Source organism: Paraglaciecola sp. L1A13 (assembly GCF_009796745.1).
Taxonomy (GTDB): Bacteria; Pseudomonadota; Gammaproteobacteria; order Enterobacterales; family Alteromonadaceae; genus Paraglaciecola.
Genome location: NZ_CP047024.1, coordinates 1,239,766 through 1,252,804 on the forward strand (window position 1 = coordinate 1,239,766; position 13,039 = coordinate 1,252,804).

14 protein-coding genes are annotated in these 13,039 nt (G+C 43.0%); 12 read left to right on the top strand and 2 right to left on the bottom strand.

Annotated features, from left to right (window positions below):
* The first annotated feature begins 135 nt into the window (after nucleotides 1–135).
* The 5 genes from gshB to serA all read left to right on the top strand — a co-directional run bounded on the left by gshB (nucleotide 136) and on the right by serA (nucleotide 4,295).
* Nucleotides 136–1,098, top strand: a complete 963-nt coding sequence (gene gshB, locus GQR89_RS05090; RefSeq protein WP_158769054.1) for a glutathione synthase — start codon at nucleotides 136–138, stop codon at nucleotides 1,096–1,098.
* Between the two features lie 30 nt (nucleotides 1,099–1,128).
* A complete protein-coding gene (locus tag GQR89_RS05095) occupies nucleotides 1,129–1,686 on the top strand; it encodes a YqgE/AlgH family protein (protein ID WP_158769055.1) in 558 nt (185 codons plus the stop codon).
* A gap of 54 nt (nucleotides 1,687–1,740) precedes the next feature.
* The gene (ruvX, locus tag GQR89_RS05100) at nucleotides 1,741–2,172 is read left to right on the top strand and encodes a Holliday junction resolvase RuvX (protein ID WP_158769056.1); all 432 of its coding nucleotides are present in this window, start codon (nucleotides 1,741–1,743) and stop codon (nucleotides 2,170–2,172) included.
* A 347-nt stretch (nucleotides 2,173–2,519) separates the two neighbouring features.
* The gene (locus GQR89_RS05105) at nucleotides 2,520–2,933 is read left to right on the top strand and encodes a TlpA disulfide reductase family protein (RefSeq protein ID WP_199271377.1); all 414 of its coding nucleotides are present in this window, start codon (nucleotides 2,520–2,522) and stop codon (nucleotides 2,931–2,933) included.
* Nucleotides 2,934–3,065: 132 nt separating this feature from the next.
* Nucleotides 3,066–4,295 carry a phosphoglycerate dehydrogenase gene (serA, locus tag GQR89_RS05110; protein WP_158769058.1) on the top strand — a complete coding sequence of 410 codons (1,230 nt, stop codon included), beginning with the start codon at nucleotides 3,066–3,068 and terminating at the stop codon, nucleotides 4,293–4,295.
* Between the two features lie 128 nt (nucleotides 4,296–4,423).
* Here the strand turns inward: serA and GQR89_RS05115 are convergent, their stop codons facing one another.
* Nucleotides 4,424–5,170, bottom strand: coding sequence for an AraC family transcriptional regulator (locus tag GQR89_RS05115; protein ID WP_158769059.1), 747 nt, complete (start codon nucleotides 5,168–5,170; stop codon nucleotides 4,424–4,426).
* A gap of 380 nt (nucleotides 5,171–5,550) precedes the next feature.
* Here GQR89_RS05115 and GQR89_RS05120 point away from each other — a divergent pair, with 380 nt between their 5' ends.
* The 3 genes from GQR89_RS05120 to GQR89_RS05130 all read left to right on the top strand — a co-directional run bounded on the left by GQR89_RS05120 (nucleotide 5,551) and on the right by GQR89_RS05130 (nucleotide 8,960).
* Complete coding sequence (locus tag GQR89_RS05120) at nucleotides 5,551–6,219, top strand: gluconate 2-dehydrogenase subunit 3 family protein (protein WP_158769060.1); 669 nt, start codon at nucleotides 5,551–5,553, stop codon at nucleotides 6,217–6,219.
* Nucleotides 6,220–6,283: 64 nt separating this feature from the next.
* Nucleotides 6,284–8,011 carry a GMC oxidoreductase gene (locus GQR89_RS05125; RefSeq protein WP_158769061.1) on the top strand — a complete coding sequence of 576 codons (1,728 nt, stop codon included), beginning with the start codon at nucleotides 6,284–6,286 and terminating at the stop codon, nucleotides 8,009–8,011.
* Nucleotides 8,012–8,063: 52 nt separating this feature from the next.
* Complete coding sequence (locus tag GQR89_RS05130; RefSeq protein ID WP_158769062.1) at nucleotides 8,064–8,960, top strand: sugar phosphate isomerase/epimerase; 897 nt, start codon at nucleotides 8,064–8,066, stop codon at nucleotides 8,958–8,960.
* Between the two features lie 148 nt (nucleotides 8,961–9,108).
* Here the strand turns inward: GQR89_RS05130 and GQR89_RS05135 are convergent, their stop codons facing one another.
* Complete coding sequence (locus GQR89_RS05135) at nucleotides 9,109–9,792, bottom strand: YceH family protein (RefSeq protein WP_158769063.1); 684 nt, start codon at nucleotides 9,790–9,792, stop codon at nucleotides 9,109–9,111.
* Between the two features lie 99 nt (nucleotides 9,793–9,891).
* On the opposite strand from GQR89_RS05135, the gene GQR89_RS05140 reads away from it, so the two are divergent.
* From GQR89_RS05140 to GQR89_RS05155, 4 genes are all read left to right on the top strand, one after another.
* Nucleotides 9,892–10,812 (top strand): histone deacetylase, encoded by a 921-nt coding sequence (locus GQR89_RS05140; protein ID WP_158769064.1) that lies wholly within the window; start codon nucleotides 9,892–9,894, stop codon nucleotides 10,810–10,812.
* A 107-nt stretch (nucleotides 10,813–10,919) separates the two neighbouring features.
* On the top strand, nucleotides 10,920–11,804 hold the full coding sequence (locus tag GQR89_RS05145; RefSeq protein ID WP_158769065.1) for a YHYH protein: 885 nt from the start codon (nucleotides 10,920–10,922) through the stop codon (nucleotides 11,802–11,804).
* Nucleotides 11,805–11,856: 52 nt separating this feature from the next.
* The gene (locus GQR89_RS05150) at nucleotides 11,857–12,369 is read left to right on the top strand and encodes a toxin-antitoxin system YwqK family antitoxin (RefSeq protein ID WP_158769066.1); all 513 of its coding nucleotides are present in this window, start codon (nucleotides 11,857–11,859) and stop codon (nucleotides 12,367–12,369) included.
* Nucleotides 12,344–13,027 (top strand): SCO family protein, encoded by a 684-nt coding sequence (locus GQR89_RS05155; protein WP_158769067.1) that lies wholly within the window; start codon nucleotides 12,344–12,346, stop codon nucleotides 13,025–13,027. The genes GQR89_RS05150 and GQR89_RS05155 overlap by 26 nt, the downstream gene beginning before the upstream one ends.
* Nucleotides 13,028–13,039 lie beyond the last annotated feature (12 nt).

Below are 13,039 nucleotides of genomic sequence, written 5' to 3' on the forward strand. Positions count from 1 at the left end.
GATGGAAGCTAAATGATACAAAACCTGTCTCATTCCCTACTTCGTACTTGAAATTACGACAATTACCTCAAAATTAACATAATCTATGGCATATCATTTTCATGAATGCCTTCAAACGTTATTTAAGGACTGACCTTGACCATTAAACTTGGCGTAGTAATGGATCCTATTGGATCAATCAACATTAAGAAAGACACTAGTTTTGCCATGCTTTTAGGCGCCCAAGCACGCGGCTATGAAATTTTCTATATGGAAATGGCCGACTTATACTTACAAAATGGCAAACCCATGGCGTTGATGAGTCGTCTAACCGTGCAAGAAGATGCGCAAAATTGGTATCAACTGCAAGAAGAAGAAAGCTTAGGGTTAGGTGAGCTTGACGTAATTTTAATGCGAAAGGATCCTCCTTTTGACGGGGAGTTTTTATACGCCACGCAAATGTTCGAACTGGCTGAGCAAACCGGAACGCTGGTGGTCAATAAAGCTCAGAGCTTACGAGATTTTAACGAAAAGTTATTTACCTCGTGGTTCCCAGAGCTTATTCCGGAAACCTTGGTGACCCGCAACTCGAAACTTATCCGTGAATTTCATGCAACTCATCAAGATGTGATTTGTAAGCCTCTTGATGGGATGGGTGGTACGTCTATCTTTCGCGTGAAGCCTGATGGTAATAATCTAGGGGTTATTATTGAAACGCTGACCCAACTAGGTACTCAATACGCTATGTTTCAGCGCTACTTGCCTGAAATAAAAGATGGCGATAAGCGAATCTTGATTGTTGACGGTCAGGTTGTACCTTATGCATTAGCGCGTTTGCCACAAAAAGGTGAGACCCGCGGTAACTTGGCCGCAGGTGGTACCGGTCGAGCGCAGCCCTTATCAGAAAGTGATTTTAAATTAGCGAATTCCATAGCACCTTTATTAGTAGAAAAAGGTCTGATATTTGTAGGACTTGATGTGATTGGCGATCGTATAACTGAAATCAATGTAACCAGCCCCACATGTGTGCGGGAGATTCAAGCAGCTTATCCGGTTGATATTATCGGGATGTTGTTTGATGCCATTGAAAAGCGCCTTAGCGCCAAGGATAAACATTAATATGCAAACCTATATGGCGGACCTGGCGCGATGAATACGTTTCAAAATTATTTGTTGATTGCCATGCCGAGTATGGATGATCCCTACTTTTCTCGTTCTGTGACTTATATTTGTGAGCACAATGAAGACGGCGCTATGGGGCTGGTTATTAATCAGCCAGTAGGCATGAGCTTAAAAGAGTTGATTAATCAGACCGACGAAGACGCTGTGGTTGACGACGATAAAGCAGATAATATTGTATTGGCTGGTGGGCCAGTAAATCAAGACCGAGGCTTTATTTTACACACTACGCAGCCGGGCTGGACGGCCAGCCTTGCCCTCACTTCTGACATTATGGTGACTACATCAAAAGATATTTTATCTTCTTTAGGTAACGAGCAGGGCCCAGATAAGTCGCTTGTGGCCTTAGGTTATGCGGGTTGGTCAGCGGGTCAATTAGAGGAAGAAATTCGTTCTAACTCTTGGTTAATGGTAGAAGCAGATACTGAATTGTTATTCGATACACCCATCCATAAAAAGTGGGAAGCGGCTGTGCATAAATTAGGTATCGATACATGGCAAATCGGCCCAGATGTTGGGCACGCGTAATTTTAAAAACTAGGCAACGTACTTGCCTAATCCTCAACTATATTGAGTTTTACTATGACAAAGACCGCACAACGCACGGTGTTAGCATTTGATTTTGGCACCAAAAGTATTGGCGTTGCTGTTGGCCAAGAAGTTACAGGTACTGCATCTCCTTTGGATGCTATAAAGGCAACTGACGGTATTCCTAACTGGGATGTGGTGGCAAAGGTGTTTGAGCAATGGCAACCTGATCTTGTGGTAGTTGGTTTGCCTTTGAATATGGATGGGACGTTTCAACAAGTAACGTTTGCGGCGAAAAAATTCGCCAACCGTTTACACGCTAAATATAAAGTGCCTGTTGAAACGACGGACGAAAGATTGACCACAGTAGATGCCAAAGCTCGATTATTTGAGATGGGTGGTTTTAAAAAATTAAACAAACAGAAAATTGATAGTGCTTCAGCATGCTTAATCTTTGAAAGTTGGGTAGAGCAATCCTATTCATAACAATATGCTGAATGTTTTGCAGCTTAATCTAAAGTGGCATTCCACCATGGTATCGATGCCGGTAAGGTAATGCTGCTTATTTGTCTTCTACTCGCACTTCATTTATTGCGACTTTACTTAGCCAACTCTACTTTTCCAAATGAAAACGCTGAAAGATAAAGTGCTTAAACACTATCTTGTTTACATCACTCCCTAAACGAGAACTTTATATGCCGATCGACTCATTTCAATCTACTACAGCAAATTATTCCGTTCGCAAAGGGATTTTCTTGTTCCTTTTGCTAGTGTTAATTTCACAATTCTCCTTAGCCGTTGGATCTGAACCTTCTGCAAAAACGGAATTGAAAATGGCACCCCAGTGGAGCCTATTTGATGCCGAAGGAAATGAAGTTAAATCATCGGATTTCAAAGGCAAACCTCTGATTATTCATTTTTGGGCAACGTGGTGTCCTTACTGTAAAAAACTTCAGCCGGGCTTGGATAAATTGTACAAAAAGTACCATGACCAAGGCCTACAAATGATCGCAATTAGTTTGCGTGAAGATGAGGGGGCGAAGCCGCAAGACGAACTGATTGCTAGAGGTATGTCTTTTAAAACATTGATTAATGGTGACAAAGTGGCAATGGAGAAATTCTTTGCTCGAGGGACACCGACTACGTTTTTCATTAATGCCCAAGGGCAAGTTGTGGTAGCTACCAGATTGTCTGACCCTAACGATCCACGTTTGGAGCAAGTGGTTAAATCAATACTGGTTAATTGATGTCTGACTTATGCTCATTTTTTATCAGCGTTTTTAAGGGTTGTGCTTCCTTATGGGCTTAGTTTCTGGTATTTTGCCATTGCAAATAGACGTCCAGATGTCTTCTTATTCTTCATCAACTTGGATACCGCAATGAGCAAAGTTTCGCTTCAAAAAGACAAGATCAAAATTTTACTTCTCGAAGGACTACACCAGAGTAGCTTGGACACGCTGCAAGCAAATGGTTATGAAAATATTGAATACTTAAAAACGTCGTTACCTGAAGACGAACTAATTGAGAAAATTAAGGACGTGCATTTTATTGGCCTTCGTTCTCGTACCCAGCTAACCGAGCGGGTTATCGAGGCGGCGAATAAATTAGTCGCGGTAGGATGCTTCTGCATCGGAACGAACCAAGTTGATTTAAAAGCGACCCAAAAACGTGGTATTCCGGTGTTTAATGCGCCTTTCTCAAATACCCGTTCTGTGGCTGAGTTAGTCCTTGGGCAATTAATATTATTGTTACGTGGCGTGCCTGAGCGAAATGCTAAAGCGCATCGTGGTGAGTGGGATAAAAGCGCAACGGGTTCTTTTGAAGCTCGTGGTAAAACGCTTGGTATAGTTGGTTACGGCCATATCGGTACTCAGTTAAGCATTCTGGCTGAGCATTTGGGTATGCGTGTACAATTTTTTGATATCGAAGATAAATTGGTCTTAGGTAACTCTACCCAAGTTAAAACGTTGAAAGAGTTGATGAGCACATCTGATGTAGTGAGCTTACATGTGCCTGAGACTGTGCAAACCCAGAATATGATCGGTGCTACAGAGTTATCGTGGATGAAAACCGGCTCAATTTTAATGAACGCGGCTCGTGGTACGGTTATTGATATTCCGGCGTTAGTCGAAGTATTAGAAAGTGGTCAGTTAAGTGGCGCAGCAATCGATGTATTCCCGGTTGAGCCGAAATCAAATAACGAAGCGTTTGAGTCACCCTTGTGCAAATTCGACAATGTTATTTTAACGCCGCATGTAGGCGGTAGTACCCAAGAAGCACAGCAAAATATTGGTATTGAAGTTGCCGGTAAACTGGTTAAATACAGTGATAACGGTTCTACTTTGTCAGCAGTGAACTTCCCTGAAGTGTCATTGCCATCTCACGCTCAACGTTCACGTTTATTGCATATACACAAAAACACGCCTGGGGTATTAACCCAAATTAACCAAGCGTTTGCTGAGAAGAACATCAACATTGCTGCACAGTATCTGCAAACAGATGATGTCATAGGTTATGTTGTTATTGACGTTGAGACAGATGATGCTGATGAGGCTCTTGAGCAATTGAATCTTATCGAAGGTACCATTAAGTCACGTATTCTATTGTAACGAGCAATCTAGCCTGTCATCGGCTAGGTAATTGCTTTGTGATAAAATAAAAAGCGATATGTTCATTACATATCGTTTTTTTTTGCCTGCTAAAAATGGTTCGTTAAGACTCATTATAACACTTACTTCTACTGGTAACTTTGTCTAAACTCCGATGGTTTTGTTTCAAATAATTGAAAAAATTTACGGCTAAAGTAACTGGCATCTTGAAAGCCGACCTCGGCAGCAATTACATTGATGGGTAAAGTGGTTTCTACCAGTAAACGCCGGGCGTTTTCTAATCGTACCTGAATGATGTAATGCCTTGGGGTGAGCCCTAAATATTTTTTGAAACGCCTCTCAAGCGCGCTAATCGATAGATGGGATAAGGTTGCAAGTTCCTGCATGGAAAGGTTTTGCATATAGTGCTGTCGTATATGACTCATCGGCGTTTTGAGGGCGTCCATACTATTTAGGGCGAGTGACGTCTTTTCTAAATGGCGCGATGTTCCATAGGAGCCAACGATATTGCCATCGGCATCAAATAGTGGTCGCTTTGATGTGGTGAACCAGCAGACTTCCCCTGATTCCAGTACATTCATCTCTAATCGCTCGGTGACTGTTTCCCCCTTGATCACGCGCTGGTCGTCGTTCAAAAATTGTTTTGCTATGTGCCGAGGAGCGAAGTCTGCATCAGTTTGCCCTAACGCTTGCTCAAGAGTATGAATGCCTACATGTTCTAAATAACACTGATTGGCATGTATTAAACGACTGTGGGTGTCTTTTATCCAAAATAGAATGTCGGGTAATAAATCGAACATGGACAATAGTTGGCTTATATTACAACTGCGAATGAAGTTGGCACTGTCTTCGTGACTAAAATGTGATGTTATCATGGTTCTTAATTTTGTTTTCTCGTCGCGCTTTTACCAATTAATATAATCAGAGATGAGTGCTCTGTATACAGCTAAAATCTATGCGTATCCTCTGATTTAAAGAAATAAAAGCACTTTTATATTTTAACACGCTGATTTAGTCCTAATTAGAACCGATTTAACATTATCCTCGTTTAACCTTTACCACTTACAATAATTAACATTTAGTTAACTTTGATTTTTTTGTATATATGCTGTTTGTGGTTGAACTAATTAACAGGATTAACCACTTAGCTAGGATAAGGCACTTGTTAATTGGGTGCAGAATAGATTTTTCATAACCTGTGCTGCGTTTTTAGACGCCATGGTTGTATTCAGTTTCAAAGACTAAAGGTGTGCCCATGGATAAATCATCAACGTGTTCCTCGCAACACGTTTTACATCAACAAGCATCTGCTTCTTCTGAGGGCGCTGAGCTTGGAAGTCCACGCAAACGCTCTTTTTTGGTCGGTCTTGGGGCTTTAATCGGCAGCGTGGGTGCTGCGAATTTATTAGGCGGTAATGCGATAAGTGTGGCCATGGCTTATCAAAGTAACCCAAATAGCTGGCAATCATCAGGACGATTGTTTACCCAGCATCAGATGCAGTTGTTGCGTGATATATGCCAATTGGTGATCCCAAAAACGGAGACAGCCGGTGCAGCTGATGTGGATACGCACGGTTTTATTGATAATCAGTTGGTGCGGTGTCATCCAGCATGGCAACAGTCTCAAGTTTCAGAGCTACTGGACCTCATTGATGCTAGTGCCAAAGAGCGTTTTAACAAACGTTTTATACAATGCAGCGAGCAACAACAATTGGTCCTACTGACGTCGATTGAAGAGGCTGAGAATGAATTTGGTCATGACGACGCTGAGCACTTCGCTTTTTTAAAACAACTCATTGTATTTGGCTATTTTACCACTGAGGTTGGGGCAACAAAGGAGCTAGCTTATCTACCAGTACCTGGAGGGTTTACAGGCTCAATTCCTTATTCTTCGATTGGCAAAGCATGGTTTGGTGGTTTGTAGGGCCTATTTGACACAGTTAATGGGCGCGAGTCAGCAGCACACGTATTAAGCATAGGATGATGTAATGAGTGACCAGATGTATATAAAAGACACTGACCAAGTTTACGACGCGATTGTTGTTGGTTCAGGTCTGTCCGGCGGCTGGGCTGCCAAAGAGTTTTGTGAGCGTGGATTAAAGACTCTAATGATTGAACGGGGCAGGGTAATAGAACATCGCAAGGATTATATCGGCGAAGGTGTACCACCGTGGGAAATGCCCATGCGGGGTAAAGTTGACAATATCTTGCTTGAACAACGCTATCGTATTCAAAAACAGTGTTATGCCTTCAACGATGCAACAAAACACTTTTTTGGAAACGACAGGGACTTACCTTACACCACCAAAGATGACACGACCTTTAGTTGGATTAGAGCCAACCAACTCGGTGGAAAATCACTATTGTGGCATAGACAATCCTATCGTTTAAGCGATCATGATTTTGCTGCAAACAGTTTAGATGGCCACGGTAATGATTGGCCAGTACGATACGCAGATCTTGAAAAATGGTATGGCCATGTTGAACGCCATGCTGGTATAAGCGGCGCTAAAGAAGGTTTAGAGCAACTACCCGATAGTGAGTTTTTACCCCCCTTTGAAATGTCTAAGCCGGAGTTAGATATTAAAGCCGCCATTGAGAAAGCGTTTCCTGATCGCAAGATGATCATGGGGCGAATGGCGCATTTGACTCAGCCCACGCAATTGCACATTGATCAAGGGCGCGTGCAGTGCCAAGCACGTAACGAATGTCAAAAGGGTTGTTCATTTGGCGCGTACTTTTCCACCCAAAGTTCTACCTTACCCGCCGCCGCGGCTACAGGTAATTTGCATATCGCGCCGAACAGCGTGGTACACAGTTTGATTTACGATGAGCAAAGCAAGCGCGTTAAAGGGGTCCGTATCATTGATAACGATACACTCGCAGAGCGGGAATATTACGGAAAAGTCGTGTTTCTGTGTGCATCAACATTGGGCAGTACCCAAATCATGCTCAATTCTAAGTCGAAAGCATTTCCGGATGGTATCGCCAATAGCTCAGGCGTGTTGGGACATTATTTGATGGATCACAACTACAATGCAGGGGCTTCGGGAGATGTACCCGGCTACGAAGATGAGTATTATCAAGGCCGTCGGCCCGGCGGTATTATTATTCCTAACTTTCAATTTGAGCCTAAACGGGGTAAGAAGAATTACCTACGGGGTTACGCTTTATCGGGCGGAGCTTATAGAGAGGGGTGGCAGCAAAACGCCACTAATAAAGGGTTTGGCGCAGAATTTAAACAGCAAGTGACCCAAGCGGGGAAATGGCGGTTTGGTTTGCATGCCCAAGGCGAAATGTTACCGCGTTTTGAAAATACCGTGAAATTGCATTCCACCCTAAAAGATAAATGGGGCATTCCACAACTGGAGATTAATTGCCGTTGGTCAGATAACGAATTAGACATGATGAAAGATGCTGCCGACACCGCCGACGAAACGCTAAAAATCGCAGGTGTAGAGAATGTTCACAGTTATGTTACTCAGGGGCCGCCTGGGCTGGCTATTCATGAGTTAGGTACAGCGAGAATGGGCCACGATCCGAAAGACTCAGTATTGAATAAATTTAATCAGACCCACGATATAAATAACTTATTTGTAACCGACGGCGCGAGTTTTAGTAGCTCAGCAGTGCAAAATCCTTCTTTAACGTTTATGGCTCTCACAGCTAGGGCTGTGGATTACGCTGTATCAGAAATGCAGCAAGGGCGAATTTAGTTCTCAGAAAAAGTACTGGAAAATAACGCAAAGTGTTGAAAAAGGAATAAAAATGAAGCTAGCTAGCTATAAAGCGCGACTCATCATGTTAATGGGTGCCATTGTGATAACGGCAACCCTAAGTGGCTGCGGTCAAAATGAAAGCCACAAAGGCATTGACGATACGCAGGATATAGAGCCTCAAATCAGTGTGCAGTTATGGTCAGTAAAAGACGAAGTAAAACGCGATTTCGAAGGCACGTTAACGGTGCTAGCCGATATGGGGTTTGATGGGGTTGAGTTTGCCGGTGATTTTGGTGATTATCAGCAAAGGCCTAAGGAGCTCAGAGCGTTCTTAGATGGCCTAGGATTAAAGGTCAGTGGAGCACATATTCCGTTTGATAAATTGGACGATGCCATTTTTTCCGAAACCGTCGCATTTTATCAAGCAATAGGTTGTGACACGCTGATCGTGCCCTATGATGTCCGCGCTTTTGACTCACAGCAGGTCAACAATGTTGTGGAAGACTTGAATCGTTTAGCAGCAAAATTGGCTCCCAAGGGGTTGAAAATCGGTTATCACAATCATGAGAAAGAGTTTGATCAATATCAGCAGAGTACGTATTGGGATTACATCGCCAGCAACACAGATGAAAACGTCGTGTTGCAGCAAGATGTAGGCTGGACCACATACGCGGGTAAAGATCCCGTTGAATACGTTAAGCGCTACCCAGGGCGTACTTTAACCACGCACTATAAGGTTAAGTTACCGGATGATGTACAAGGAAAATTACCCTTGATTGGCCAGGATACCATTGATTGGTCGAGCTTAATTGAAGCCAATATGACAGTTGGCGGAACCCAGTGGTTAGTGGTTGAGCAGGAAGAGTATCCGAATAATCTTAAACCACTAGAAGCGGTAAAAATATCAAAGCAAGGTTTAGAAACTTACTTAGACGCTCGCCAATAAAGGATGACGTTAAAAACACACCTTATTTTTGAGAGCAACTGTCACCAAGCCTGCGTTTATATCGATGATAAACGCAGGATTTTTACTGGTCATTTATCCTGAGCGCTCAAACGCTAACGTTGATAAATCCCCTACAAATAGTCGCAAATTAACGGTCTAATTCATCGAGTCTTGCTTGCAATACTTGCATTTGTTCACTGAGGGTGGAAACGGTCAGCTCTAATTTTATTAAACGCTTTTCTTGTGTGGGGGCATTATTCACATTTACATTCGTGTCATGTTGTGATGGCAGTTCCCGTTCACAGTCATTGCTAATGCTTTCTTCGGTATCTTTATAAAATTGCTGGGCGTAACGAGAATCACGTTTACCTGGTACTCTGGCTAAACGCATGACTATTTGTTCGCCGTTGTGCTCCATTAGTTGTTGCAGCGCTATGTCCACTTCCTCGACACTGGTGAAACCCGCCATACGCTGAGCACGGGTTCTTAATTCTCCAGGGGTTTGTGGGCCGCGTAGCAACATCACGCAGATGATGGCTAATTGCTGGGGGGTAAACTGCAGGTCACTGAATTCGGTGTTACAAAAACGATGTTTATAACGGGTTGCGCGACTACCACTTTGCTCAAAAATTAAATTTTTAGCATAGAGTTCATCTAGGGTAGTTTGCACGTCAAGTTCGCTTAGCTCCATAACAGGCTCTCGATTGCTTTTTTGATTGCATGCTGTGGTCACACTATTAAGCGACAGGGGATATTGCTCTGGCGTGGTCACTTCTTTTTCAAGTAATACACCGATCACGCGGGCTTGATGCTGAGTTAAGGTAACTAACAAAGGTAACTCCTTAGGAAATAAATATGTCTTGCAGCTGTTTTTACTGACGAGAAAATAGCGTATATCATGCTGTAGTCTAGAAAACTGACTACCCAGTATATGAATGTGAGCAATCCTTTGTCGATACCTTTAGTTTTTCATCCTATATATAGTCAACTCGATTTACCTTATCGACATCGATTTCCGATCGAAAAATATCAGGCTATTTACGACCGACTAACAAGCTTAGGCGTGCCCACCAGTCAGTTTCACCAACCTCACGCCTTAACGCCATTGCAGTTAGCTAGGGTATATAGCCCAGAGTATGTCAACGCGCTCTCAAGAGGGGAACTTGAAAGTAAGGCGATGCGTCGGATTGGATTTCCTTGGTCTGCGCAACTGATTGAGCGGTCTTTGACTGCAGTTGCAGGTACAGTTTTGACCTCGTCCCTTGCCCTTGAACACGGTAAAGCATTAAATTTGACTGGGGGATATCATCATGCCTTTGCTAATTTTGGCTCTGGATTTTGTTTATTTAACGATTTATATTTAGCTGCGCTTAACATGTTACAGACGCCTACCATCAATAAAGTATTGGTATTCGACTGCGACGTGCACCAGGGAGACGGTACGGCGAAATTAGCGTCTAATAACCCAAAGGTGTTTACGGTGTCTATCCATGGTGAGAAAAATTTCCCTCATCGTAAGCAAATCTCTAATTTGGACTTTCCTTTAGCTAAAGGTACTGAAGATAGTGAATACCTACACACTGTAGAACATGCTCTGCATTTAGCTTTTTCTACCTTTAAGCCTAATGCTGTAATCTACGATGCGGGGGTAGATATTCACATAAACGACGATTTAGGCCATCTAAACATATCAACTCAAGGTGTTTATGCTCGCGACTGTATGGTGTTTGACGTGTGTAAGCAATACGGTGTGCCTATTGCAGCCGTGATTGGCGGTGGGTATCAGCGCGACATTGAAAGTTTGGTGGATGTACATCTACAGTTATATCGTGCAGCGGGTGTTGTTGCCTGAGTGCACCTAATAAACAATTCCCCTAGAGTATTCCTTTTTTTCTGCGCAAGTTCTGCACAATAGGTTGTTAAATTTCATTTATTACATTATTAAGAATAAACGAAATTATGCAGACTAATTTTAGCCAAAACTTTATTACGTCACTCATTACGCTGGGGTTAACACTGGCTTTGTCTGGTTGTAACGGCAGCTCTGATAGCTCTGTTGATACTGTGGACACGATTGAGAGCAGTGATTCGGCTACTGACACTGAGACAGATTCCGACGGCAGCTCAGACGAAGTTGACACTGAGACAGATTCCGACGACAGCTCAGACGAAGTTGACACAGGTACAGGTATCCTACATTCCGCATATTACGAGTTTGATACGGACCATGTTGAAGTGGTGCTCAATGGCGATACCGTTAGTATTGAAACCAACGGTTTACCTAACCATACGTCTCCCTATTGGTCAGCCGATCACGCACTGTTTGTTGAGCCGACAGTGACGTCATACGAGCAAATGGCACCAGGTAATATTGACGAGTTTGTTGGCACCTATACGCTAACTGTCGATAACACACCGGAAAAATCTGCTGATACGTCTGCAACAGGTTTGGGTGCGATTGGTATCGCTGTCAGCGGCTCGGTGATATACAACGATGAAGAAGGTCCGGGTATTGCTCTTGATGGCGCAGTGGGAAGCTTGGACTTTAATGGCGCCCATACGGGACCGCAAAGTTATCATTATCATTTAGAGCCAATCTCATTCTCTGAAGATGACAGTAACCTGATTGGTGTTATTGCGGATGGTTTCTTTTTGTATGGTCGCAAGTGTAATTCAACTGGGACCTATCCTACGGATTTAGATGCATCAGGTGGGCATACTTCTATTACTCAGCACACCCAAGACGCTGAGTATCATTACCACATCCAAAATGAAGTTTACTTGGGTGCGTACTACATTTTATTCCCGGGGGATTACCAAGGCAGTGCCAGTGCTATCCGTTAGGGACTTACTGTGTATCCTGTGCTGTATTTTTAGCTGCTCAGGACTTGCCCAGATGCAGTTAGGAGATAAACCTGTTGCTGCAAATGAAATCACCATTGCGATGAATACAGGTGTACGTATGTATCGAGGGCTGCCTTTTACTGGTGAAGCTGTGACTTATTATGCTTCAGGACAGATTGCTAAGTTAGAACAGTTTGAAGCGGGCCGTCGAGATGGTTTCCTTAGGCAGTGGTATGAAAACAAGGTGCTGGCATTTGATTCACACTATGTGGCCGGACGTCTTGAAGGTCAAACGACTAGCTGGTGGAAGAACGGCAACCTGCGCTCGGTCTCACCGTATGTTGAGGGGCGTGTCACGGGAGAATCCAAACAGTGGTACGTGACGGGGGAGCTGTTTAAAAAAATGCATTACATTGATGGTCAAGAAGTTGGTTTGCAGCAGGCTTGGCGTCAAAATGGCAAGTTATATAGCAATTATCATTATATTAATGGCCGTGTATTCGGCTTAAAAAGATCAAATATGTGCGTAGGATTAGAAGATGAAAAAGTGGTTAAAGCAGATTAGTGTGATTGGTACTTTGGCTAGTATAATATTAACTAATACACAGGTATTCGCTGAACAGCAAGGCGTCTCAAGTTCTCTTGCGGTGTCTGCATTGCCTTATTATGCAAGTGCAGATTTTACGCCTCATTGGCTTAGCCCAGATAGTGTCGAGCTGGCCAATTTTCATCGAGTTTCTGACTTTAGTTTTATTGATCAAGACGCTAAGCATGTCTCACAAAACGATATGCAAGGTAAAATATATGTAGCGAGTTTTTTCTTTACATCGTGCCCGGGAATTTGTCCTCGCATGCGTTCACAACTTTCAAAAGTGCAGGCGCAATTTATTGATGATAATAAGGTCAGTATTATTTCGCATTCAATTCAACCTAAAAATGACACTGTGCAAGTCCTGCGAGAATATGCAGATAAAAATGGTGTGGTATCAGGTAAGTGGCACTTAGTGACAGGTGAGCGTGACGCTATATATCGTCTTGCCCGCAATGATTACTTTGCTAATGAAGACTTAGGAGAGTACGTGAGTAAAAAGGACTTTTTGCATACTGAAAATTTAGTATTAGTCGATGTTAATCGTCATATTCGTGGCATATATAATGGTTTAAACAATACCTCTGTTGGTCACTTGATAGAGGATATCAAAACCTTAAGAAGCGAACTTTAGTGCAGGTTAACG

Bases quoted from the DNA above. Each gene is read 5' to 3' on its own strand.
- GQR89_RS05140 (WP_158769064.1), top strand. From the start codon at position 9,892: ATGAATGTGAGCAATCCTTTGTCGATACCTTTAGTTTTTCATCCTATA.
- serA (WP_158769058.1), top strand. From the start codon at position 3,066: ATGAGCAAAGTTTCGCTTCAAAAAGACAAGATCAAAATTTTACTTCTC.
- GQR89_RS05145 (WP_158769065.1), top strand. From the start codon at position 10,920: ATGCAGACTAATTTTAGCCAAAACTTTATTACGTCACTCATTACGCTG.
- GQR89_RS05155 (WP_158769067.1), top strand. From the start codon at position 12,344: ATGAAAAAGTGGTTAAAGCAGATTAGTGTGATTGGTACTTTGGCTAGT.
- ruvX (WP_158769056.1), top strand. From the start codon at position 1,741: ATGACAAAGACCGCACAACGCACGGTGTTAGCATTTGATTTTGGCACC.
- GQR89_RS05115 (WP_158769059.1), bottom strand. From the start codon at position 5,170: ATGATAACATCACATTTTAGTCACGAAGACAGTGCCAACTTCATTCGC.
- GQR89_RS05095 (WP_158769055.1), top strand. From the start codon at position 1,129: ATGAATACGTTTCAAAATTATTTGTTGATTGCCATGCCGAGTATGGAT.
- GQR89_RS05130 (WP_158769062.1), top strand. From the start codon at position 8,064: ATGAAGCTAGCTAGCTATAAAGCGCGACTCATCATGTTAATGGGTGCC.
- GQR89_RS05105 (WP_199271377.1), top strand. From the start codon at position 2,520: ATGGCACCCCAGTGGAGCCTATTTGATGCCGAAGGAAATGAAGTTAAA.
- GQR89_RS05150 (WP_158769066.1), top strand. From the start codon at position 11,857: ATGCAGTTAGGAGATAAACCTGTTGCTGCAAATGAAATCACCATTGCG.
- GQR89_RS05120 (WP_158769060.1), top strand. From the start codon at position 5,551: ATGGATAAATCATCAACGTGTTCCTCGCAACACGTTTTACATCAACAA.
- GQR89_RS05125 (WP_158769061.1), top strand. From the start codon at position 6,284: ATGAGTGACCAGATGTATATAAAAGACACTGACCAAGTTTACGACGCG.